The organism is Brevibacterium sp. CFH 10365 (genome assembly GCF_009299785.1).
Taxonomy (GTDB): Bacteria; Actinomycetota; Actinomycetes; order Actinomycetales; family Brevibacteriaceae; genus Brevibacterium; species Brevibacterium limosum.
The window spans coordinates 368,290-392,471 of record NZ_VIGO01000003.1 but is presented as its reverse complement, the minus strand read 5'-3'; the positions used below and the strand labels follow the sequence as shown (position 1 = coordinate 392,471).

General features: G+C 63.6%; 15 protein-coding genes and 1 pseudogene. 14 read left to right on the top strand and 2 right to left on the bottom strand.

The features are described from left to right. Window positions 1-122 precede the first annotated feature (122 nt). From FHG09_RS20365 to FHG09_RS07805, 7 genes and pseudogenes are all read left to right on the top strand, one after another. A pseudogene (locus FHG09_RS20365) lies at window positions 123-617 on the top strand (AAA family ATPase); the annotation flags it as partial. A 1,359-nt stretch (window positions 618-1,976) separates the two neighbouring features. Continuing rightward, window positions 1,977-2,726: a helix-turn-helix transcriptional regulator gene (locus tag FHG09_RS20360; RefSeq protein WP_413773146.1), complete on the top strand. Its 750-nt coding sequence runs from the start codon at window positions 1,977-1,979 to the stop codon at window positions 2,724-2,726. Then, window positions 2,711-5,290 (top strand): helix-turn-helix transcriptional regulator, encoded by a 2,580-nt coding sequence (locus tag FHG09_RS07825; RefSeq protein WP_193627316.1) that lies wholly within the window; start codon window positions 2,711-2,713, stop codon window positions 5,288-5,290. The genes FHG09_RS20360 and FHG09_RS07825 overlap by 16 nt, the downstream gene beginning before the upstream one ends. 283 nt (window positions 5,291-5,573) lie before the next feature. Continuing rightward, the gene (locus FHG09_RS07820; RefSeq protein ID WP_152347077.1) at window positions 5,574-8,261 is read left to right on the top strand and encodes a LuxR C-terminal-related transcriptional regulator; all 2,688 of its coding nucleotides are present in this window, start codon (window positions 5,574-5,576) and stop codon (window positions 8,259-8,261) included. Window positions 8,262-8,474: 213 nt separating this feature from the next. Then, on the top strand, window positions 8,475-10,421 hold the full coding sequence (locus tag FHG09_RS07815) for a nucleoside-diphosphate sugar epimerase/dehydratase (protein WP_193627315.1): 1,947 nt from the start codon (window positions 8,475-8,477) through the stop codon (window positions 10,419-10,421). Further along, a complete protein-coding gene (locus FHG09_RS07810; RefSeq protein ID WP_152347075.1) occupies window positions 10,418-11,638 on the top strand; it encodes a DegT/DnrJ/EryC1/StrS family aminotransferase in 1,221 nt (406 codons plus the stop codon). Before FHG09_RS07815 ends, FHG09_RS07810 begins: the two co-directional genes overlap by 4 nt. A 125-nt stretch (window positions 11,639-11,763) precedes the next feature. Beyond that, window positions 11,764-13,047, top strand: a complete 1,284-nt coding sequence (locus tag FHG09_RS07805) for a hypothetical protein (RefSeq protein ID WP_152347074.1) — start codon at window positions 11,764-11,766, stop codon at window positions 13,045-13,047. On the opposite strand, the gene FHG09_RS07800 is transcribed toward FHG09_RS07805, so the two are convergent. Continuing rightward, window positions 13,036-14,103: an ATP-grasp domain-containing protein gene (locus FHG09_RS07800; RefSeq protein WP_152347073.1), complete on the bottom strand. Its 1,068-nt coding sequence runs from the start codon at window positions 14,101-14,103 to the stop codon at window positions 13,036-13,038. The two genes, FHG09_RS07805 and FHG09_RS07800, sit on opposite strands and share 12 nt — an antisense overlap. A gap of 469 nt (window positions 14,104-14,572) precedes the next feature. On the opposite strand from FHG09_RS07800, the gene FHG09_RS07795 reads away from it, so the two are divergent. The 7 genes from FHG09_RS07795 to FHG09_RS07770 all read left to right on the top strand — a co-directional run bounded on the left by FHG09_RS07795 (window position 14,573) and on the right by FHG09_RS07770 (window position 22,584). Continuing rightward, window positions 14,573-15,190 carry a low molecular weight phosphatase family protein gene (locus FHG09_RS07795; protein ID WP_193627314.1) on the top strand — a complete coding sequence of 206 codons (618 nt, stop codon included), beginning with the start codon at window positions 14,573-14,575 and terminating at the stop codon, window positions 15,188-15,190. A gap of 80 nt (window positions 15,191-15,270) precedes the next feature. Beyond that, entirely contained in the window at window positions 15,271-15,873 is a 603-nt protein-coding gene (locus tag FHG09_RS07790; protein WP_227492625.1) for a sugar transferase, read from the top strand. Then, complete coding sequence (locus tag FHG09_RS07785) at window positions 15,860-17,221, top strand: lipopolysaccharide biosynthesis protein (RefSeq protein ID WP_152347071.1); 1,362 nt, start codon at window positions 15,860-15,862, stop codon at window positions 17,219-17,221. The genes FHG09_RS07790 and FHG09_RS07785 overlap by 14 nt, the downstream gene beginning before the upstream one ends. Before the next feature lie 4 nt (window positions 17,222-17,225). Next, a complete protein-coding gene (locus FHG09_RS07780; protein ID WP_152347070.1) occupies window positions 17,226-18,404 on the top strand; it encodes a glycosyltransferase family 4 protein in 1,179 nt (392 codons plus the stop codon). An 87-nt stretch (window positions 18,405-18,491) separates the two neighbouring features. After that, complete coding sequence (locus tag FHG09_RS07775; RefSeq protein WP_152347069.1) at window positions 18,492-20,039, top strand: polysaccharide biosynthesis tyrosine autokinase; 1,548 nt, start codon at window positions 18,492-18,494, stop codon at window positions 20,037-20,039. Between the two features lie 42 nt (window positions 20,040-20,081). Continuing rightward, window positions 20,082-21,533 (top strand): hypothetical protein, encoded by a 1,452-nt coding sequence (locus tag FHG09_RS19795; RefSeq protein ID WP_193627313.1) that lies wholly within the window; start codon window positions 20,082-20,084, stop codon window positions 21,531-21,533. 10 nt (window positions 21,534-21,543) lie between these two features. Beyond that, window positions 21,544-22,584, top strand: a complete 1,041-nt coding sequence (locus FHG09_RS07770; protein ID WP_193627312.1) for an ATP-grasp domain-containing protein — start codon at window positions 21,544-21,546, stop codon at window positions 22,582-22,584. A gap of 18 nt (window positions 22,585-22,602) precedes the next feature. On the opposite strand, the gene FHG09_RS07765 is transcribed toward FHG09_RS07770, so the two are convergent. After that, a complete protein-coding gene (locus FHG09_RS07765) occupies window positions 22,603-23,826 on the bottom strand; it encodes a hypothetical protein (RefSeq protein ID WP_152347067.1) in 1,224 nt (407 codons plus the stop codon). Window positions 23,827-24,182: the final 356 nt, after the last annotated feature.

Genomic DNA, 24,182 nt, shown 5'->3' with positions numbered 1-24,182 from the left:
TCACAATCGGCTAACTTTGTTTCAAAAATGTATTACTACACCTATCGCGAGTGGTAAGACTAACTCAGGAATTTCATTGTTGAATCCGAAATGAGAGCGCATCCGGAGTGAACCCCGTGCCGATGGGCTCCGCATTCCCCGCCGCAGAACATCCCCAGGGGTACGGAAAGCTGAGTGACGTGTCAGGTCGGACTACACGCATCCCCCCGGTCGCACCGTCGCGCCGACTCTTCGGATATGGGTCCGAGATGTCGACGGTCGTCGATGCGATCGCCGGTGAGAAGCATCTGGGAGCGCTCATCGTCGGCGCGGCGGGCGTCGGGAAGACCGCGTTGGTCAACGCCGCACTCTCGCGCCTCGACGTCGATCTGTCGGTCACCCGCCTGCGCGGATCGGGCAGCGCTCGAGTCCGAAATCTCGGAATCTTCGAAATACTCCTCTCTCGCGAAGGCCTCGGCACCGACCTTCCGCCCGGTCGAGCGCTGTCGGTGATCGGCGATCTCTTCGAGCGCAGATCAGCGGGAGGACGCCCTCTCGTCGTCGTCGACAATGCTGATCTCGTCGACGATCATTCTCTGGCCGTGCTGGCGCAGCTGACGGACGCGCGTCGGATCAAGATCGTCATCGCCGCCGAATCCGCGCGGCCCCCGGTCGATCTCATCGCCGGGCTGTGGCTGACCGGAAGCGTCGTCAGGGTCGATCTGGACGGAATCGACGAGGCCGATGCGATTGCGATGATCAACAGCGTCGGACTCATGGAGGCAGAGACGAGATCGGTCTCAGAGCTGAGCGCTCTTGCCCATGGCAATCCGCGGCTGCTCGAGAGACTGCTCTTCGGGCGCAGCCGGACCGGTGGAGTCGAGACCGCGATCGCCCGTGCCGATCAGCCCAGCCGAGAGGTCATCGAAACCGTCTCGCTCATCGAAGCAGTGCCCTATGACGTGCTCGTCGGACTGACCAGTCCCCGGATCATCGATTCTCTGGCCGAGGATGGCCTCCTCGCGATTTCGAAGGGGAGAGGCGGAGAGGTGAGCATGCATGAACCAGTCACGGCCGAGAATGTCCGCGCGGCGGTCCCGCCCTCTCGCAGCCTCGAACTGCTCACCCGGTTCGATACCGGAGTCGACCATGCGGCTCTCCACGGAAGGGCGCTCTTCGGTTATGCAGCGTGGTCGATCTCCTTGGGTCGGGTGCCGACTCCCAAGCAGGTGCTGGACGCCGCCACCTGGGGAAACTCACGTGGCAGGTACCTCGGAGCCGCGGAGATCATCCGCACCAGCGGCTACCGGGGGCCCGAGCTCGACCTCGAACTCTCCCGTTGCGAATGGGGCGCCGGCCGACTCCGACAAGCCAGGGAGATCATCGACCCGCTCGTCTCCGAGGCCTGCCTGAACCCAGGGTCCGGGGCAGAGGAGTACCTGTCTCGGCTCGCCTCGATGGAGTTGCGGCTGACGGACCCGCGCGCCCCTGAACGACTGCAGTTGGCATGGGTCCGTGACCGGCTGGCCTCGCCTGCTGATCTCGGCCGGCTCGACGCCACGCGGGCCCGATTCGAACTCAAAGGCGGTCGGATCGCCGCTGCCTGCTCGCTGGCCGAAAGCGTCTATCTCAACCATGCCAGTCTGGTGCGCCACCGCCTGCGGGCATGTGCGTTCCTCGGCGTTGCCGAAGTGTTGGCCGGCCGGATCGAACTGGGACTGAGCTATATTGCCCAAGCCCGGCTGATGTTCGAACTTCCAGGGCCCGAATCTTTCGAACGGGAAGACGCCGTTCCACAGTTCTTCGTGGCGAACTTCGTCGCCGGAGACTGGGCCGATGCGCGGACCGCCATGGACGAACTGACCTCCAGCCGGCGACTGACCAGATTGACGAACGCGCTCATCGACCTGCGCACCGGAAATGTGGCGAATGCCCATCGCACCCTCAGCGCACTCAATCTCGTCACCGACCCATCCGACATCGTCGATATAGCGGGAATGGCCAGATCGGCGCAGAGTCTCTCTGCCGTGCTGACACATCAGCGGACCGACGTCATCTCAATCGCTGTCGACGAGGAGGCCGAAGCCAGCCGGCATTCGTGGTGGGCTTCATTCGAAGCCAGACTCTTCGATCTTCAAGCACTGGCGCAGGCTTCGCCGGTGCCCGCGGCTCCTCAGCTGAATGATCTCGGAACGTGGGCCGAAGACCACGGCGCCCACACTCTTGCCTGCCTCGCGTGGCTCGAAGCCGGTCGACTCGGGCATGAACAGGCCATCTGCAGCTTGTCCGCGTCGGCAGGCAGAATCGATGGCGCACTCGGTCGCCTGCTGCGTGCCATGGCTCATGCCTTCAGCACAGACGATCTGCAGGCCCTCATCGGTGCGGCGCGTGAGGCACTTCTGTTCGGCGCCGTCGTGCTCTGTGCCCAGCTGTCCGGCGAGGCCCGAAAGCGCGCTGTCGGCGCAGGCGATGCCGCAGCCGCCAAAGAAGCCCGGGCACTCCTGGGGAGGAGCCGACGGGTGCTCGACTTCGACGCCGACGGGAAGCGATTCGCAGAGAGCCTGAGCGAACTCGAGCACTCGATCATCACCGGCGTCGTCGAAGGCCGGACGAGCGCAGAGATCGGAGAGGAGCTGCATCTGTCGGCCAGAACCGTCGAATGGCACCTCGGTCGTCTCTACCGCCGGACGCATGTGGTCAATCGGCACGAGCTGCGAGAGGTGGTGGCGGAATGGCTGAGGAAGTGAGCATTGCATCGGCCGCGAGCACCCAGACCGGGACGAAGATCTTCGGTCGCACGGCCGAACTCGACCTGATCCATGAGACTCTGCGCTGCTCGGAATGCTCGGGCATCCTTATCGAAGGCGAGATCGGCGTCGGCAAGACCCTCCTGGCGCGAACGGTCTTCGAAGACGCGGGCGACGCGATCTGGATCTGCGGAGACCGGGTCCATCAGAACGTCGAATTCGGCGTCTTCGGTCTGCTCGTGGATCTCGACGGAGACCCGTCCACGCTCCTGGGGCGTATCGTGTCCCGACTCACCTCGACCCGAGCCCCGCGGGCGGTGTTCGTCGATGATGCCCATCTGCTCGATTCCCGTTCGCAGGAGATCCTGACGGACCTGGCCAGCGTCGGATCGATCCGGCTCGTCGCGATGTCGCGCGCCAACATCGACGATGGGCTGATTCCGTTCTCGGCCCTGGTCGAAGACCATGTCCTCCAGCATCTCGTTCTCGGCCCGCTGCCGCGCGAGGACTATCGGTCGATGATCGAACACCGCCTCGGCCATATCGTGTCCCAGGCCGTGGTCGACATCGTCGACTTCCATTCGAGGCGCAACCCCGGGAGGCTGATCGAACTGCTCGAGTACACCGGAAGGCGTTCGCGTTTCCTCATGCGTCGAGGAGTGTGGATTCTCGACGGACTCGACATCGACTACGATGCGCGTGCCCGCGACTATGCACGGATCGGTCTTGCCGACCATTCGCCGAAAGAGGCAGAAGCCCTCGAACTGGTCGTCCTCGCAGGAGAGGTGGAGCTTGCGACGCTGCTCGAGGCTGGACTCGGAGAGGCCGCAGACGAGCTCGTGGCCGCCGGAGAGCTGAAGACCGATCCGAGGAGAGCTCATATCTACGAGGCGGTGGAGAACCACACCTCGGACACGATCAGGTACACAACGCCGACCGGTCGGAGCCGAGAGCGGTTCGATTTCATCGATGCGTGTGGAGATGCGCCTTCGGAGTGGGCACAGATGGTCAGGGCCGAATGGGGACTGATCTGCGGGGCAGAGATCAGCGAGTCACGGACCATCGAAGCGGCACTGATCGCTGCCCGCCTCGGGGATTGGCATCGGGCCATGCGGCTGATCGCGGAGATCCCGACGGAGCGGATGGGCCCGCACGACCTGCTCGCGGTCGCTCTGCTCTATTGCGGATGCAATAAGATTCCGCTCGGCCTCGACCTCGTGGCCCACGGTGTTCGCACCGCCTGCTGTGCTCAGCTCGTCGTCGACTCCCTCGTGGTCTGGATGAACCGGGCCTTCAGCACGATGTCTCCCGCTCTGCGGCTTGCGGATTTCCGCACCGCTCTGGAACGGCTTCAACTCGATGGTGATGGGCATCCCGGGGCGGGAGTGGATGCAGAATTCGGACTCAGGCTGCTCGATCGAGTCGCTGCAGTCGTGGCTGAGGGCCGACCGCTCACCGTCGATGTCTTCGCCGGGCTCTCCCACGAGACTGCGGCGCCGGGCAACTTCCACCTCCTCGATACCATGCTGCATGCAACGGACATGCTCGACTCGGGCCGCACCTTGGAAGCACTCGCCCTCCTCGAATCCGCTCAGACCGAATTCCACTTCGAAAGCACGGGGGTGCTTCACCTGATCATGCTGCGGGGACGCACATTGCTGCAGCTGGGACGGATCGCCGAAGCGAAAGAGCTGATGACAACATTGCCGACGCATGACATCGCATATCTGTCAGCCCGTTCGGGTCCGGTCGATCTGCTGTGGGCGCAGACCCACCTGCTTGAGGGCAACCTCCCGGGGGCGATGAAGGCACTCCGTGCAGCGATCGAATCGCTCACCTATTGGAACCAGGGCACTCAGCTCGCCATCGCCTTGGCCGAGGCCGAATATGCGGTTTCACGTGTCGGAACCCCGGCTGAGGCCGATGACCTGCACGCCCGCTTCGACGAGCTGCCCGTCACGGCTCCCTACCACGAATACCGCCGGGCACTCGTGCTGCGAACCACCGCACGAGCGATCCGAACAGGAGAGCCCCGGTACGAGCACGAGCTGCGACGGAGGCTGAGAGAAGCCGAAGCCGATGGGGCCGCAGCGATCGTCGTGCTCATCCGTCTGCACCTCTTCCTGCACTTCGACGAGATCGCGCCGGAGGCGATGTGCGAAGCGGCCACGCACGGAACCGGGCGGGAGTTCGATATCGTCGGCCGCCTCGGCGCAGCTCTGCGGAACGCTGATCGGGCAGCGCTGACGGCTCTCGCGGAAGAATACGGACCGTCGATGCCCGACCTGGCCGGCAAGTGCATGGCATTGGCTGAGCGATTCGGCTCTCACGGAGTTCAGAATCGCGGCTCGGGCGGTCGGCTCGCGGAGCTGACTGCACGAGAGAAGCAGATCAGCGCACTCATCGTCGCAGGCCGATCGAATGCGGAGATCGCGTCGGAACTGGGGGTGCGGGTACGCACGGTCGAGGGTCACACCTATCGACTGTTCCGCAAACTCGGTGTCGAGCGCAGAGAACAGGTCGCCGAGGCGATGCGGAATTCCGAAGGTCGAATGCGGGCCTGAGCCGGAAGCGAGTATCCGCAACTGCGGGATTTCGGCCACGAGCGAGTACTCGATGCGATGGTCCAGTGGTGACCTGGTGGTGACTGAGTAGTTACCCGTTGGGGACTCCCGTGTCGGCCACCTGGTTGCGGAGGGCTCCCGGCGAGCACCATCGGTGTATGGACATCAAACTTCAGCCTCCTCTGCGAACCGTTCACCGCGCTGCACGAACGGCAGCGTCCGTCCCCGTACCGGGAATCATTCTCCGAATGATCTCCCCGGACTCCCTGACCGGAGGTGGATCATGCGTCAGGTGATTCGTCGCAAAGAAGTCGGCGACCTCCGCTCCCTCCTCTCCCGGCATCGCTCCGCAGCTCTCACCGGCGGCTTCGGGACCGGCAGGCGTTCGATCCTGCGCGCACTCGAATCGGAGTGGGAGGGGACAGTCATCAGGGTGGCATCGAGCCCGTTCGACGAGGACACCCCCTTCTCCGGGATCGGCGGTCTGCTCGCCGCCGTCAGCGCATCCGCCGACGGGCCCTCGGACCCGGCGGAGCTCGCCGCCGATGAGATCGTGCCGAGCATCATGACGGCCCTCCGATCGATCCCGGGAGAGGAGGACACGCTCATCCTCGTACCCAATGCCGACGAGATGGACATGGACTCGCAGCGGGTGCTCGGGCAGGTGCTCCGCCGTCTGAAGATCGGACGCCTGCATATCGCCATCACCTCACGGTCGATCGACGATGACGGTCCGTTCGCCTCGGTGCCGGAGATCGAACTTGCGGAGCTGAGCATCGCCGAACTCATCGAGCTTGCCCGCGACCTCGCGCTCGTCCGCTTCGGACACACGAGGATCGCCGAGGAGGCGGCCCAGATCGCCGCCCACGCCGCGTCGGGCCGGCCCTTGGCGGTCAGCCACATCCTCGAGGAGATGGCGCCGAGTGAGATGCGCGGTGAGATCGCATTGACGATCCCGGTGCGAGTGGGACCGGCCAGCCGTCCGATGATCGCCGACTATGTCGAGGGGCTGACGCCCGATGCCGATGAGCTGCTCAGGTGCCTGTCCCTGTCCCCGCTGACTCCTCTGCGGCCCCTGGCCAGGAGAATGCCCGGGTTCTGGGAAGCTGTCGACGAGTTGGAGTCGCGCGGGACGATCGAACGCCGGGGAGCTTTTCTGCGGATACCGCACGGATTCGTCCGCGCCATGGTGCAGCAGTCGATGGGGGCGAGCGAGCGCCGCAGAACCCATCTCGCACTGGTCGAGGACTGTGCCGACACCTGGCCGCAGGTCGAGGCGTGGCATGTCTCGTTCGTCGACCCGGGGGAGGAGACCGCGCAGCATCTGGCGGCGCACGCTCTCGGATTGGTCCGACGCGAACTCACCGCCGGCGGCGTCGAATTCGCCGAACGAGCCATCCGGGTCTGCAGCGATCTCGAAGAGGTGCGCGGTCAGCTGGTCGAGATCGCCGAGACATTGTCCGATCACGGGCAGTTCGCCTTCTCCCGTCGCTATGTGCGAATCGCCTCCCGATCGAACCGGGCAGCGGTCGTCGTCCGCGCTCGGGCCCTCGAAGTCCGCAACGTCTTCCTTGAGACGCAGACACTGCCTTCCTCACTGTTCACGTCGTGGAGCAGGGACGAATCGGAGCAGGCGCCCGTCGAAGTGGCGCGCCTGCAGCTGACTCTGGCGCTCTGCCACTGTGAACGAGGAGAATTCTCCCGAGCGCAGGAGCTCCTGACGCTCGCCGAAGCCGCCAGCGAGCACTTTCGCGCAGGAGAGCAGCAGCTTGCGCAGGCAGTTCGCATCCTGCTCGACAGCAACAGCGGACAAGACGGATCGGCACTCGCCGGATTCGCGAGCCTGCAGGAACACCAGGATTCGATCAGACCGAGCTTCGGACTCGCCGTCGCCACCGGGCTGATGCTCACCGAACACTACGAAGCCGCCGCAGCTGTGCTCGACCACATCGGTGAGACGAGCGCTGCGAACCGAGTCTGGAAGCGACAGGTTGACTGCGTCCGCGCCGATCTGGAAGTGCGCCTCGGCCGTGTCAGCCAAGCCGTCGACATCATCGACAGGATCATCGGGGAATCGGCCGCCGACAAGAGCAGAGGACTCGCCGTCGTCCGTCGGGACCGGACTCTGCTGCTGCACGCCTGGAAGCTGCTGCTGACCGGACGTGTCGGAGAAGCGGGGCCGGTCGAAGAGCAGACCGCAGCTCTGGCTTCGGCGACGAACAATCACCGCCTGCTGGCCGAACTCAATGCGCTTCAGGGCAGATACCTGCTGCGCACCGACTGTCCGGCCGAAGCCCTCGGACACCTTCGGCGCTGCGAACAGCTCTCCGCGGCTGTGACCAATCCGAACGTGCGTCGTTTCGAAGGCGATCTCATCGAGGCGTTGGTGAGTGTCGGCAGAAGGGAACATGCGACTCTTCTGCTGCAGAAGCTGCGCGGCCGCGCGAAGACATGCCCTTCTCAGTGGACCGAACTGGTCGTCGGCCGGAGTGAAGCACTCCTGGCCGCCGGGGATACCGCCACCGATCTCTTCGGGCGAGCACTGCGACAGGCCAGCTCCTCCGAATTCGTCTTCGAGAAGGCAGCCACTCATGCTGCTTTCGCATCGAGGCTCACCGACAACGGCTCGAAGCTGAGGGCGCGCGAACAGAGGCTCGCGGCTGCGGCACTGCTTCGCGAAATCGGGGCCGGTCGGCTCGCCGAACACCTCCGCACCGGGCAGATCGTCGAAGAGCCTCAGGCGCCGGCAAGACCTGAGCTGCCGCGCCTCGGCGAACTCAGCGATGAGGAGCTCAAGGTCGTCGAGCTGGTCCGTGCCGGACTGAAGAACCGGGAGATCTCCGAACGGATCTTCGTCTCGCTGCGCACCGTCGAACTCCGACTCACCGCTGTCTACCGCAAGCTCAACGTCGGTTCGCGAACCGAACTCGTGTCCCGCTTGGCGGGCAATCCGAGTCTCGCCGCCGTCTGAGCACCGGCGGAGGAGGAACCCTCTGAGCGGCATACCGCACGGCCGTCGCGGATGACCGCAGTCCCTCCTCCGCAAGCGGCGGAGCAGCCACCGAACCCCCATAGCGTGAAGTCGACGCATTCCGCAGTTGGAATCGCTGCATCGCCGGCTCTCACCGACGATGCCCGGCTACCACAACGACTGGGCCGGATCAGTCGAGCATGGGAGATCACGATGACTGTGTCAGAACATCCGAATCCACTCACCCGCACGGGAACTGTGAGCGCGCCACCACCGGCCCCGGTGACCTCCGGTGCGTCGTGGCCGGCGCGACTGGTGACGCGGATCTGGAGGCGCAAGACCAGATTCCAGCTGGTCTTCGACGTGGCTGCATGGGCCATTGCCGGACTGCTCGCATCGGCCGTCATGGGCACCGGCGTCGTCAGCGGAGTCGAACTCGGTTCCGCGCTCACGGCCGCGCCGGTCCTGCAGCTGCTCCTCGGCCTGCTCATCGGTCTCTACCGCAGCCGCTACCATTACGGCAGCTTCGCCGAATACGGCGGTATCGCCATCATCGCCCTGATCATCGCGTGCGGTCTGATGGCTGTCACCTTGGGGGATTCCCCGTTCGTTCTGCTCACCGTGTTCTCCGCAGTCATCTTCATGACCGGCAGCCGTTACCTCATCCGTTGGTCCCACCAGATCGCAACGCGCCCTCTGCAGGGTGAGCGAGTGCTCGTCGTCGGCGCCGGTACCGCGGCCGAGTCCCTCATTCGGCAGATGCTCTCTGATTCGGATGGCGCATATCTTCCCGTCGGGCTCATCGACGATGACCCCCACAAACGTCAACTGAGTATCCACGGGGTCCGTGTCCGCGGGACGAGTGAGGACATCGCCGAGGTGGCCGGATGGCTCAATGTCTCCGGCGTCATCGTCGCGATCGCCGATTCGGAAGCGGAATTCCTGCAGACCTGCCGTGATCGTCTGCAGCCGACAGGGAAATGGCTGAGGACGATCCCACCGCTGGCAGAGATGGTCAATCGAAGGGTCGAGATCGGCGATATCCGCGATATCAAGGTCGAGGACCTCATCGGCCGTGCCCCGGTGCACACCGATCTGGCAGAGATCGCCGAGAAGGTGGCCGGCAAGAGGGTGCTCGTGACCGGGGCAGGGGGATCGATCGGCAGCGAGCTCTGCCGGCAGCTCTTCGCTCTCCACCCCGAGAGCCTCGTGATGCTCGATCGGGATGAGACCGCGCTGCACGGAGTCGAACTCACTTTGTACGGCTCGGCGCTGCTGATGTCGCCGAACACCGTGCTCGCTGATATCCGCGACCGGAGCGCCCTTGACCAGATCTTCGCTGAAGCGAAACCGCAGATCGTCTTCCATGCGGCGGCACTCAAGCATCTGCCGATGCTGCAGCGGTTCCCTGAGGAGGCCTGGAAGACGAACGTCCATGGCACTCTCAACGTCCTCGAAGCCGCGCATGCTGTCGGAGTCGAAACCTTCGTCAACATCTCGACGGACAAGGCCGCCGCACCGACGAGTGAACTGGGCCGGAGCAAGAGGATCGCCGAACGACTGGTCAGCGGATTCGCTGCGAAGTCTCCAGGCACCTATCTCTCGGTCCGCTTCGGCAACGTCCTCGGTTCGCGCGGATCGGTGCTCCTGTCGTTCCAGGAGCAGATCAGACAGGGCGGTCCGATCACGGTTACCGATCCGGAGGTCCGACGCTTCTTCATGACGATCCCGGAGGCCTGTCAGCTGGTGCTGCAGGCGGCGACGATCGGCGAAGACGGCTACGTCATGGTCCTCGATATGGGCGAACCGGTGCGCATCGTCGACATCGCCCGCAGCCTGGTTGCGATGTCGAATCAGGACACCGAGATCGTCTACACCGGTCTGCGCGAAGGCGAGAAGCTCGATGAGGAGCTCTTCGGCGACTACGAAGGCACAGTCATCCGAATCCACGACAAGATCAGCCGGGTCGAAGCGCCGGAGCTCTCACCTGCCGATCTGCCGGTCGTCATGGCTGAGCGAGGCGTCATCGACGAGTTCTGTGACCGCAGCTGCCGTCCCCAACCGGAACTCGGTCATCAAGTGGACCGCCGAGAACCCGTCGGCGGAGCTGTCCACCTGCCGGTGCCGACCACATTGATTTCGGACGAGGTCAGGCCATGACGATCTCGGACGCGGCACCGACGAAGCCGCAGACCGCACCGGAGCCTCAGCCTGTCCCGGCCGCCGGCCGGATCCTCCTGTCGGGCCCCGACGTCGGGGAGCTCGAAGAGGAATTCCTGCTGCGCGCGTTTCGCAGCGGCTGGATAGCACCTGTCGGTCCGGACCTCGAAGCGTTCGAGACCGAGCTTGCGGCAAAAGTCGGAGTCTCTTATGCGGTTGGGCTCTCATCCGGCACGGCGGCTCTCCACCTCGGCCTTCTCGGTCTCGGAGTGCGGCCGGGAGACCTGGTGATCACGTCGACGATGACTTTCGCCGCAACGGCGAACGCCATCACCTATTGCGGAGCCGAACCTGTATTCGTCGACTGCTCCTCGGACGGAAACATGGATCCGGCACAGCTGCACCGGGCTTTGAAGAACTCGATCCGAGGTAAGAAGAAGCCGGCGGCAATCGTCCCGGTCGACCTGCTCGGACGGCCCGCCGACTACGACCGGATCTTGCCGATCGCGGCCGAATTCGAAGTCCCCGTCCTCGTCGACGCTGCCGAATCGCTGGGATCCCGCTATGGAGCTGTCACCTGCGGCAGCTTCGGCGACGCCGCGGTCGTGTCATTCAACGGCAACAAGATCATGACCACCTCGGGCGGTGGAGCACTGCTCACCGACGATTCCCGACTGGCAGAATACGCCCGTTTCCTGTCGACCCAGGCCCGGGAGCCGGTGGCCCACTACGAACACCGGGAGATCGGGTTCAACTATCGGCTGAGCAATCTGCTCGCCGCTCTCGGACGGGCGCAGCTGACCCGGCTCGACACGATGGTCGATCGTCGCCGGGAGATCCGTCGACGCTACAGCGACACAATCGCCGCGGTGCAGGGGGTTTCTGTGTTCGGCAACGACAACGACCACCGCGACAATGCCTGGCTGACTGCGATCCTCGTGGACGAGCGTCGGACCGGATTCAGTGCGGCCGAGTTGGGAGCCTGGCTGGCCGAACACGATATCGAAACCCGACCGCTGTGGAAGCCGATGCACTTGCAGCCGGTCTTCGCCGAGGTGCCGATATACGGCGGAGAGGTCTCCGAACGCATCTTCTCCACCGGCCTCAACCTGCCGAGCGGATCGAAGATGACCGATGCCGACATCGATCATGTCATTGTCACTGCGACTGCGTACTTCGAGCTTCGAAGCGCAGCCGTCGATGGAGCTGCACCGTGACTCAGTCCCGTGGCAGACGGTCCCATACTCGAATTCCCCAACGCGCCAACGCAACCTGACACAGATACTCGGAAGAGGAGAAGGGAAACTTCATGTTGTCCACGGCCCGCCGATTCGCGGCTCAGATGCTGCCGAACGGAGTCTCACCGTCAGTCGTCGAAGAGGTCTATTCGACGCTGAACAACCCCGCATCCCGTTCTTCCTCTGCCGCATTGGAACAGATCGCGCGGCATGCTCGCACTCATGTGCCCTTCTACCAGAACTTGAAGGGCGAGGGTTTCGAGTCACTGCCGGTGGTCACGAAACCGATGATGGTGGCGGACCGTTCGCAGTTCTTCGATGAGCGGGTGAATTCTGACAACCTTGCCAGCCGTTATTCGTCTGGGACTTCTGGTGTACTCTACGATTCCTACTTCGACGCCGACCGGATCTCTCATCACAGGGCCGAAATGGTAGCTGCTTTTCGATTCCTCGGCGCCGACCCGTTTGCCCCGACCCTCCACGGCACGACATGGTTCGACGTTTCGGTCAGATCGAAGCTGGTGTATTTCCTACAAGGCAAGCGGATGTACAGCGGAGAGCACGATGAGCAGAGTATTCGGGCGATCGCTCGATGGCTGAGGCGCCGACGCGGCACCATCGTCGTTGCGCTGTGCTCCTATCTGGATGCGCTCTTCGAGGGCTTCCGCAAGTACGACATCGAGTTCGCAGAAGGAGTCGTCGGTGCAGTGCTTGGAATCGGTGAGCCCGCTACCAGCTCATTGAACGAACTCATCCGGGCCCAAGCAGGAGTTGATCTCGCTATGAGGTACTCCAATACCGAGAACGGGATCTTCGGGATCTCGGACGGCGCGCTGACCCGTTACAGGCTCAACACTGCGACCTTCCATTTCGAGATCCTGGACCTGGACTCGGACCGCCCGGCTCCGCCGGGCGGAATCGGACGAATTGTGGTCACAGACCTGTTCAATCGTGCTTCGCCCTATATCCGATATGACACAGGGGACGTCGGGCGGTTCGCTCTCGACGACGCCGGTGCGACGATTCCCGGCATATTGCAGGAGCTCAGTGGGCGCAACCGGGATTTCTGCATCGGCGGTACCGCAGAGGTGCCTCAGAGGATACTGCATATGGGCATGATGGAACTTGCTGACCAGCTCCAGGAGATCCGACAGTTCCAGCTTCGTCAGAACGATATTGGGAAGTTTACGTGGGTGCTCAATGCGCCCCGATCCGCAGCCCTCGAGCTCCGTCTTCGCAGTATCCTCGACGACTGCGTCGGAGACATCGTGCGCTGTGACTTCACCTATGATTCGCAGCAACTCGTCGTCGGGTCCGGTAAGCGTCAGAGCTTCGTCAACGAGATTCCCAATCCAGAGAGTCTGTTCAGGTCCCGATCACTCTACTGAACTGGTAGGAGTCACCGGCACCCTTCCGGCGACTCGAATGCTCTCGTACTTCGCCGAGACAACGCCGGGCTCATAACGACCCCACTCGAACCCGTCGTCTCTGCCCATGGCCTGGGCCAGATAGTACAGCGGGACATCGGCTCCGGCGAGATGCACGAATGGATATCCGCCGCCGAAGCGCGGATTGATGTCGATGACAGTGCTGTGTCCCTCCCCGTCGAGGAACATGTCGACATCGATGAGTCCGGTGAGTCCAGCCGCTTCCGCGATGAGAGCCGAATTCGCAACGAACGGGGCAGGATCCACCGTAACCGCTTTGTCTGTCTCGCCCGCTCTCATCCGCAGCTTGCGTCGGGCAAGGACAGCGGCGAGGTCACCGGGGGCATGGAGTGCACCGACGATATCGACACCGTGTTCGGTGCCGGAGAGTTTGGGCTGGACCACGACATCGTCGGCAGTCGGCTCACCGCCCGATTGCGCAGGTGCGGAGAGCAGCGATTCGGCCACAGCTTCTTCTGCCCGGGCAGCGGACACGATTGCGAGACCCGACGAACCGCTGCCGAACCGGTGTTTGACGACGACGTCATCGGTATACGCTGCAAGTGCCGACAGGCCTGCACCGTCTCCGCCGGTGACCGTCGGCGCAGTTCGCACGCCGATCGCGGTGAGCATCTGCGCCATCCGTAACTTGTCGACGCATCCGCGCTGCCATTCGGCGGACACACCGGGGACGAGCACTCCTAACTGCCGCATTCGGTCCGCGAGGTCCGTATTCACATGGAGATGATGGAGCTCATAGTCGTTGACGGAGATGAACAGCTGCGGTTCGAGGTCGGCGATGAGGTCCAACAGGGCGGTCTCATAAGCAGGGTCCGAGAACTTCGGCATGATTCTGCCGATGTCGCCATAAGTCGCGGACGAACTCGTCTTGTCGTTCTCAGTCACGACCACTCGACCGTCGATCTCGAGTGTGTCGAAGGCTTGCCGGAACCAATCGATGAGATACAGGCGGCGGCCGGCCGAGCCGATCACGACTGTGGCTGGAATCGACGTCATGTGGTCCTCCTGCAATCACTCAGCGTAGTGCGAGCTATGGGCGTATGTTTCCTCGGCGCGAAGAAGGCTGACACCTTTGAACGACCGTCTGAACGACCGTCGTCGGCCTGTTACTCAGAAGCTTATCCGCCTCTGAGACGACGAACCAGGATTCGCTCCGCTCCAGACCCGTTCGAGCGGGTCACCGCAGGGTCACTGCGGGTCACCGCAGGCTCATGTGGAGCCCCGGTCCGAGCTCCTTCCGCGCCGGTAGCGTGAACCCCGAAACGCCGAGCTCTCCGAGCCGGTCAGAACGGTGCAGAAGAGTCTTTGAGAGCTCGCCGGTGTCGTCGGTCGCAATCATCGACAGCAGTCCTGCGCGCAATGGTTCCGCAGTGTGAAAGGACACGTTCATGGGCAAGTTCGAAGTGGATCCGCTGTCGGCGGTTGCTGTCGACGCAAAGGTGACGATGCAGAGTACGGAGGAGCAGTGACACCTCAGACGTTCCATGTGCTCGCTGTCTGCACCGGCAACATCTGTCGGTCGCGCATCGCAGAGCTGGCGCTCGCAAAGAGGTTCGCCGACGTATCCGAGATCCGTCTGCGTTCGGCCGGGACACGGGCCGCCTCGGGGTGGCTGATTCCGGAGGAGGTGCGAGAGATCGCCGGTTACATGGGCGTCGAGGAAATCCGTACCCGTCGCACGAAGCAGGTGAGCGAGCAGACTCTCGGCGATGCCGACCTCGTCCTCGTGATGACACGGGACCACAGGCGGGAAGTGGTCGAACTCAATCCGCGAATCATCCGCAGAACCTTCACGATCCGTGAACTCGCCAGCCTCGCCGCGGTGACCCGCGACGCCGACATCATAAGCGAAGGCGGCGGGCCATCAGCAGACCGGGCCGCGCGCCTGCGCGCGGCAGTCGGAGCAGCCGCACGGCGACGCAGCCGGCGGCGGTCCCCGAAACAGGTCACAGTCGACGATGTCATCGATCCTTACGGCTGCGATCGTGACACCTACGCCCGCTCGGCGCTTCAGCTGGCTCCCGCGGTCGAAGGGGTCGCGGCTCTGTTCCAAAGGGCGCTCAACCTCGGGGAGGGAGAATGATGGGCGAGTTCGATCCGAAGACGCCGAGCCGGCGGCGAGGTCATCAGACCGTGGTACGCCGGAGGCGGCCGTATGACACGGTGAAGCGGACGATCGATGTCTGTGCCAGCGCGCTCGGAATCATTGTGACGGCACCGGTGCAAGCGGGAGTCGCTGTGATCGTCCTCGCCGTGCACGGCCGGCCGGTGATCTTCCGCCAGCCTCGTCCGGGGCGAGGGGAGGAGATCTTCGAGATCCTCAAGTTCCGGACCATGCTCCATCCCGACGACAAACATGTCACCGACGGCCAGCGCCTGACCCCGCTCGGACGGTTTCTGCGGGCTTCGAGTCTCGATGAGCTGCCCTCGCTGTGGAACGTCCTCAGGGGCGATATGAGCCTCGTCGGACCGCGGCCGCTGCGGGTCGAATACCTCGAGCGCTATACGCCGGAGCAATCGCGACGGCACGAGACTCTGCCGGGGATCACCGGTCTGGCACAGGTGCGAGGCCGCAATGAGCTCGACTGGGATGACAAGTTCCGGCTCGATGTGGAGTACGTCGACCGCCGGTGCCTGCGTCTCGACCTGCACATTCTGCTGCAGACGGTGCAGACCGTGCTGGGCAGACAGGGCATCAACAAAGGCGGATTCGATACGATGCCGACGTTCACCCGAGAGAAGGACCCCGGCGATGAACGTACGTGACCGCTTCGGCGGCGCCAAACTCGCCGCCGCGGTGCTGGTCGCTTCGCAGGTGTTGGCCGCCGGCGGCGCCGTGGCAGTGAACCTGCTGGCCGCTTTCGTGCTCAGCCCCGCCGGGCGCGGTGATCTCGCATTCGCACTTCAGCTTGCGTACTTTCTCTCAGTCTTCGCGATCATGGGCCTCGAACGACCCTTCATCGCGGCACGCTCCGGGGGATTCGGCACCGAGTACCGAGTCTTCTCCAAAATGGTGACACCGGGAACTCTCTGCATCCTGCCGGTCGTGGTCCTTGCCGCCATGTTCTCGCCATTCAGCACCGACTGGCTGTGGCTGGGCGTCATCGCGATCGCCGGCTATGTCGCACTCAATTCCCTGGTGCGGGCACTGCGCGTCGCCTATGTCTGCAGCCGTGAATGGAAATGGTTCACGGTCAATGCGGTCGTCACCCAGGTTATCATCGTCATCGGTGCCATGCTGCTGGTGCTCTTCAAAGTGGACGATCCGGTGCTGTGGATGTGGGCCTACGCCGCCTCAGCGCTGCCAGCCGTGGCGCTGCTGTTCCTCGTGCCCAGGTCGTGGAAGTCTGCGACCCCGTCGCGGGAGGAGAGTCGGGGGCTGCGCCGCCGCGGCCTGGTCCTGCTGCCCTCGGATTTCAGCAACACTGCAATGCTCCGCTCGGACCGACTGCTGCTGCCCGTGCTGAGCAGTTCGGCGGCGCTCGGTCTCTACGTCACCGTGGCCACTGTCCTGGAGATGGCCACCTGGCCGGTGCAGCAGTGGGTGGATGCCTCCCTGCGCAGCTGGTCGACGTCGTTCTCATCGCGTCCGCTCCCCGTCGTCAGGCTCATCGGCGGCAGCCTCCTCCTGCTCGCCGTCTTCGCCGGGCTGCTCGGGGCCGCAGCCTGGGCCATGATCCTCTTCGTCCTCCCGGAGTCCTACCTTCCGGCGACCACGGTGATCATTCCCCTCGCAGTGTCCGCCATCGTATTCGGCCTCACCCGTGTCCAACAGGGACTGCTCATCGCCGCGGATGCACCGGGAACCGTGTCGATCGTCGAGATCATCGGCACCGCAGCCTCGCTGCTGGCCTACCTCGCTCTGATTCCGCCCTTCGGAATGCTCGGCGCGGCCTACGGATCGATCATCGGCTACAGCGTCTGCGCTGCGGCCGGTGCGATCGCCCTTGCCAGGGTGCTACGGAGCAGAAATGAGGGAACGATGCGAGCACAACCACCGGAATGTGAGCCGGTTGGTGCGGTGAGCGACGCAGAGACGCCCGCGCTGATGGCGGCGACCGAGGAATCTGCCCCTGAGACGACCGACCGATTCACAGACGAGACGAGGAAGTGAACCCATGGACATCCTGATGATCGCTCATTTCACCGGTGGTGGAAGCCACCCCAATGACCGTTTCGACACCTTGGCGAGCATACTCGCTCGGCGTGGAGCGCAGGTGGAACTCGTCACCTCGTCATTCCATCACCTGTCGAAGTCGCAGCGGGATCTCACTCTCATCCGGAACCCGCAGTATCTGACGACGTATCTGGCTGAACCGGACTACCGAGGCAATGTCTCCATCGGACGTCTGCGCAGTCATCGTGTGCTGGCCAAGAGACTCAGCGAGTATCTGCAACAGCGCAGAGTCCCTGATGTCGTCTACTGTGCCGTCCCCTCTCTCGAGGTCGCGCAGGTCGCTGCCGACTATGCCGAACGGCACGGAGTGCGATTCGTCATCGATGTCCAGGACCTGTGGCCAGAGGCCTTCGAAATGGTGCTCAGACCGCAGTGGGCAGGTCGTCCTCTGTTCGCGCCGCTGCGCCGAACGGCCGAACGGATCTACCGGGCAGCCGACGCAGTGATCACCGTCTCCGAGACCTATTCGAGCCGAGTCGCCGATGCACGCGGTGACGATTCAGCAGTGAGCACCGTCTACCTGGGAACGGATCTCAGCCGCTTCGACCGATTCACAGCAGAGCGACCGAGCGACGACGGATACGTCGAACTCGCCTATATCGGGACCCTGGGCCACAGCTATGATCTGCCCACCGTCTTCGGTGCTGTCCGCAAGCTGAACCACGATGGCATCCGCATGCGGCTGCACGTCATGGGCACCGGGCCGTTCGAAAGCCAATGGAGGCGTGAACTGGCCGATCTGCCGGACGAAGTCATCTTCTACGGACGACTCGAATTCCCGGAGATGGTTGCCCGCCTGCGCGGTTGCGATATTGCGATGAATCCCATCGTCGCCGGGGCCGCACAGTCCATTACCAACAAGATCGGTGACTACGCGGCGGCAGGCCTGCCCGTGGTCAACTCTCAGGAATGCGAAGAGTACCGCGACCTCCTCGAGGACTACGGTGCCGGCATCAGCTGTGATCCGAGCATCGAATCCATGTACCAGGCCCTGGTGGAGATGGCGACCGGCAGGCAGCTGGCCGAACGCGGACGCGGATCCCGCCGCATGGCCGAAGAACGGTTCGACCGTGCCGTGACCTATGAACGACTGGGTGAGGTGGTCCTCGATGCCAGCTGAACTCGCACACCCCGGCATGCTCCACCGGAACAGAGCCGGGAGCCCAACAGACAACCATCAGAATCCCTCCAATGGAAAAGGCCGATCATGAGCGTTCAGCGTTATCTCACAATTCTCCGCGAGCGGTGGGTTGCCGCATTGTCGACGGTTGTTCTTGTATTGGCCGCCGTCGGCGGGGTGACTGCACTGCAGCCGCCGACCTACGAGGCATCGGCGAACGTCTTCGTGCGCACGGACCCCGGAAGCTCTGTTGCGGACCGCTCCGCTGCCGCCGATTATGCGCGCCAGCAGATCTCCACCTACGCCGACCTGGTGAGCAGCCCGATCGTCCTCGACCCGGCGATCGACTCGCTCGGACTGACCACCGATGCCGGAGAACTCGCGAAACGAGTCTCGGCCACGGTTCCAGAAGACACCCTTCTCATCTCGATCACGGCTCAGGCCGGCGATGCCCGATCCTCGGCAGAACTGGCGAACGCAGTGGCAGCGAGTCTCCGGTCGCAGGTGGCGGAGCTCGAAACGGCGAGTGGACCGGCAACCGTCCAACTCACGGTCGTCACCCCCGCCACCGCTCCGAGCAGTCCGGCGTCACCGAACCTGGTGCAGAACTTCGTCCTCGGTCTGCTTGCCGCGCTGCTGGCCGGACTCCTCGCTGCTGTGCTGCGAGATCTCCTCGACAACAGGGTCCGCAAGACCAGCGATGTCGAGGCTCTGACCGATGCAGCGGTCATCGGCACCGTGGCCCGGATGACGGCAGGAGACGATCACACCCTCGTTTCGCAATACGGAACTGAAGTTGATCAGTCCGAGTCCTATCGGGAACTGCGATCCAATCTGCGGTTCCTCGAATTGGGCGAGACGAGTCGCTCACTGCTCGTGACCTCATCGGTGAAAGGAGAGGGGAAGTCGGTGACGTCCATCAACCTTGCTGCTGCGCTCGCCCGTGCCGGCTGCAATGTCCTTCTCGTCGACGCCGACCTGCGGGATCCCTCACTGCACAGCTATCTGGGGCTCGAAGGAGGAGCAGGGCTGTCGACGGTGCTCATCGGCGATTCCGATCTGGACAATGTGGTGCAGCCCGTGGAACTGCCGAACCTCACTGTCCTGGCCAGCGGTCGGGTTCCTCCCAACCCCGCTGAACTCCTCGACAGCGACCAGATGACGGCCTTCCTCGACGAAGCCGCAGCCCGGTATGACGTCGTCATTGTCGACTCAGCTCCGCTGCTGGCGGCCACGGACGCCGCCGCGCTCGCCCGGCGGGTATCCGGGACGATCTTCGTTGCCGGCAGCGGAACCGTCCGCCGGACCCAGATGTCGCAGGCACTGCGGAAGCTGCAGCTCGTCGATCGGCGCCTCCTCGGCGTGGTGCTCAACGGAATGCCGAAGACCGACAGCACGACCTATTCGCAGATCTACAGAGACGCCCATGCAGCACGGGCCTCGCAGACTGATGAAACGGCAGCGCCGCGACGTCGTCTGCGCCGTGGAGCGCGCGCATCGGAACAGCGTGCAGACGTGTCAGCCGTCGAACCGGATGTTCGCGCAGCCGTGGACGAACTGACGGAGAGTCTGCCGGGGCGCAGCCGGAGTCGACATTCGGCATCGCACGGGCTGTGGGCTGCCGGCGATGACTGAGCACCTGGCTGTTCATACAGCAGAGAGAGCGGCAGGAGGTGAATGGTTGTGTCCCTGACATTGGTGGAGAAGAAGCTGTCAGCCGATCGCCCGGCTGACTCGGATCCGCCCGTCCATTCTCCGCTCTTCGTCATCGTCTTCACGTCTGTCTGCCTCCTCGTCGTCATCGTTGCTCGTCTGTGGTTCTCGACAGACTCCTCAGTCGTGAACGTCTCCAGCGAGGTGATGTCGATCGTCTCGTTCGTCCATGGAATGACGCTGTTCGTGTTCCTGGGCCGTGACCGCATAACGATGCCCGGTTACTTCATGGCCTCCAGTGCCGCCATCGTCGGGATCAGCGGACTGCTCGTCATCCCCGACCCCTACTTCATCGAAGGAGCCCGCCCCGAGGTCTACCTCAATGCGGCACTGTTCGCCAGCACTCTCACTCAGATCGGCATCGGAGCGCTGTGCCTGCGATCAGACTCGACAGGACGCCCAGAGCCGGTGGTGCTGCCGCTGCGAACTGTGCAGTGGGCGCAGGGCACCGGAGCCGTCGTGCTCACAATCGCAGCGGTCCTCGGTGACCGGCTCGAGCCGGTGCTCGACGGCGTCGGGTTCTCAGCCATCCTGCTCATCTGTGTCGCGACGCTGCTGAGCCCGAAGGGTCTGCAGAGTGTGTGGAACATCGTCCTCGTGCTCGGCGCACTCGTGACCTACCCGACGCTGATCATCTCCGGTACGGGCAGACTGCGAGCGATCGCTCTCATCTTGGCCCTCGCCTATGTCTTCTTCCTCCGCTACGGACGGCGCTGGATGAAGACCGTGGGTGTCATCCTCGCGCCCATCCTCTTGGCGGGGTTGGGGGCCTGGAGGAAGGAATACGAGGTGTCATTGAGCGGGGACTACGGCAACGACACCGGACTGTCATCCATGTTCGTGGCCATCGGCAACTTCGGCTCGTTGATCCATGACTCCGAACTGGGACGCCTGCCCACCCTCGGCGCTTCTCTTCTGTCTCCGCTGCGATCCGCACTGCCCGACGACCTGGCCCCGCATTGGATCCCCGAAGCCATCGGCTACGAACTCGCGGCGCTCACCGACCCGGAACTCTACGGAACGGGGTTCTCCACTGTCGCCTCCATCTACGGAGACCTGTGGTGGAACTTCGGCGCACTTGGGCTGGTCATCGGGGTCCCGCTGCTCGCTCTGATGCTTGACCGCATCGATGTGTGGACGGTCCGCAGCTATCGGAGAGCGGCACAGGGTCCGCGCGACCTGCTGTACTTCGTGTTCTTCGCCTCGCTGCTCGGCGGGGTCGGCGACATCGTCTGGGCAGGATTCCACACCTGGATCGTGCGCATGTACGCCCGGATCGCAGCACTGCTTCTGCTCTGGGCGGTCACGTTCTATTCCCCGGCGCAGATCTTTCCCTCCTACGTGTCCTTCGGAACGCAGGAACGGCGCACATCGCCCAGGTGTTCGCTCTCGCGAACTTCGATTCACAGTGAATGAAGGACTGTCCATGACCGTCACCGAGCCCCTCACAATCGCCATCGCCTCCGCCGCCTATCGAGCGCACTATGTGAGCTGGTTCAAGGATGCTCTGGCCTCGCAGGGCATTCGGGGTGAGGTGATCGCGCTGGAGTATCGGTCATCGGCGCCGACGTTGGCAGCGGCAGATTGCAGCGTGATCCTGCCAGCTTACAACTCACCGGAGTATCGCGGCGCAGTGCTGGAGTGGGCCCGAAGCGAGTCTCCTGACCTCTTCATCTCGCTCAATGACTATGAACTGCAGATCCTTGCGGATGGTCTTGCCGATGATCTCCGGGAACTCGGATGTACGGTGGCCTCCCTCGGCTCGGCTGCCCAGAAGATCGTCCTCGACAAACGCCTCTTGGCTGCGACTCTCCATGACTGCGCCATCCCGACTCCCACGACGTGGCTGGGCAGCGAAGCCGAGCAGGCGATCCGCGTGAACCCCAGCGGCGACTTCGTCGTCAAGCATCGATTCGGCAGCGGCTCGGCAGGTTTGGGGTTCGCCTCCGCGAAGACTCTTCGCGCGGCTGTCGACGAGTCGGCGCAATCCGCGAAGAACCCGGACGGCAGAACGAGCTCGGCCGGTCTCGACGCAGTGATCATCCAAGAACAGCTGCCAGGCACCGAATACGGTGTCGACGGGATCTTTTCGCTGCATGGGACCGGAGAGCTGCGCGGAGTGCTGGCACGCCGCAAGGATCGCATGCGGAACGGAGACACAGACGTCGCCACAACAGTGCCCGCTGAACGATTCGCGGCTTCCCTGGGCGCTCTCGGCAGAGTCCTCACACCGGTCGGCCCCATCGACGTCGATTTCAAAGAGTCAGCCGATGGTGAGCCGCTCATCATCGACGTCAATCCGCGTTTCGGAGGAGGCTACCCGTTCTGCCATCTCGCCGGAGCCGACGTCCCCGCTGACATCGTCAGAACGTTGGTCGGGTGGGACGATGATCCGTCTCTGCTGCGGTGTGAACCCGGACTCACCTCGGCCCGACGAGACGACTTCATGGTGCTCGGCCGGGCCTGAAGGCTTCGCGGTGCTCGGCTAAGCCGATTCTGACCAGATGTTTCCTCTCAAACAGTCTTCTGCGGTGCCCTTTCTCCTGACCTGTTCCAAGGACTCTCCGTGACGGACGAAGACCGCGGGCGGAAACTCGATGAATGACGACTGATAGGACATGGTGTAGGCGCCCACCCGCTCGAAGATGATCCGATCGCCTTCGCACAGCAGCGGGGCGTCTTTGAGGACGGTCAGCCGGTCATTCTCCATGCAGGTGAATCCGCAGATCACCTGCTCAGGAACGGACTCCGTCGATGCCGTTTCAAGGCGGAGCCCGAAATCCTTCTCGCGCCGGAACTGCGGATCGATGTCGGTGCGGCTCGCATCGGTGATGACGAAGCGCTGACCTCCGATCTTCTTCGCATCGATCACCTGTGCGTGGAATTCGACGGGAACGGCAATGAGCGACCCTCCGGGCTCAACGATCAGGCGAGTCTGTTCGAAATCGATCGTGGCATCGAGCTCCTCGCGGATGGCAGACACATACTGACCGAAGGTCGGGCTCCCTCCGGGACTGTTGAAGAACCCGCCGCCGATGTCGATCCAATCGAGGCGAAGCTGATGAGAGGTGATGACCTCTGCGGCCACCGCCGCTGCGGCGCGGAACACCTCGAGGCTCTGCGTGCGCGAGTTCCTATGCATATGGAGGCCCGTGACTTGAACTCCAGCGGACTTCAATGTGGTGATCGCCTGACTGAGCTCTCCGCTCTCAGCATTGAACCCGAAACGGCTGCTGGCCCCCGCCAAGGTGTTCTCTCCGGGGCAGCGGGCATCAAGATCCCAGTTCACACGCAATCCTGCACGCAGCACACGGTCCGGATCTTCCGCCGCCAGTTCGGCCGCCCAGCGAACCTCCCGCTTCGAATCCAGATTGATCACGGCCCCGTAGAGCAGTGCCTGCCGGAGACGATCACGGCCTTTGACCGGACCGTTGAAGACGATTCGATCAGGTGAGAAACCGACCGCCAGCGCCAATTCGTACTCGGAATCCGAGACCACTTCGGCCCAGACCCCTCGTCTGTGCATGAACGAGAGCAGCCAGGGCAGGGAATTGGTCTTGAACGAGTACGACAGAATCGCGTTCGGCCAGTGACGGTCGAGCGCACGGCGAAAACCACCGACCTGCTCTTCAAGGACCGGGAGGTCGAGGACATACGACGGTGTCGGCGGCTCACCCGGTCGGACCAGTTGCTTCAGCACATCAGCCATGCTTCTCTGTTCCTCATCTCCAGGCAGCAGGTGCAGCCACTTGGGCACACCTCACTGCCAACGTTCTGCCAACGTTCGGCACTTCTTTGGGGCTCGCAATCGCTGCTGTCGGGGATTGGACCGACCTCGGCATGTGCGTGGTCATCTCCGCGACAGAGGCCAGCGACCTGGGCAGACGAACCTGGGCAGACGGTCCTGGGCAGATATGAGAACAACGATAGTGAAGCGGCAGACCACGATCGGCTTCCGCTGATTTCGACGGTACCAGGATGTGTGCTCCCCAGCGGTTCGTGCATCCGCATTCCCATGGCGGACTACCGCAGAAGAGGCGTGGAGGGGCACATAATCGTCTGCTG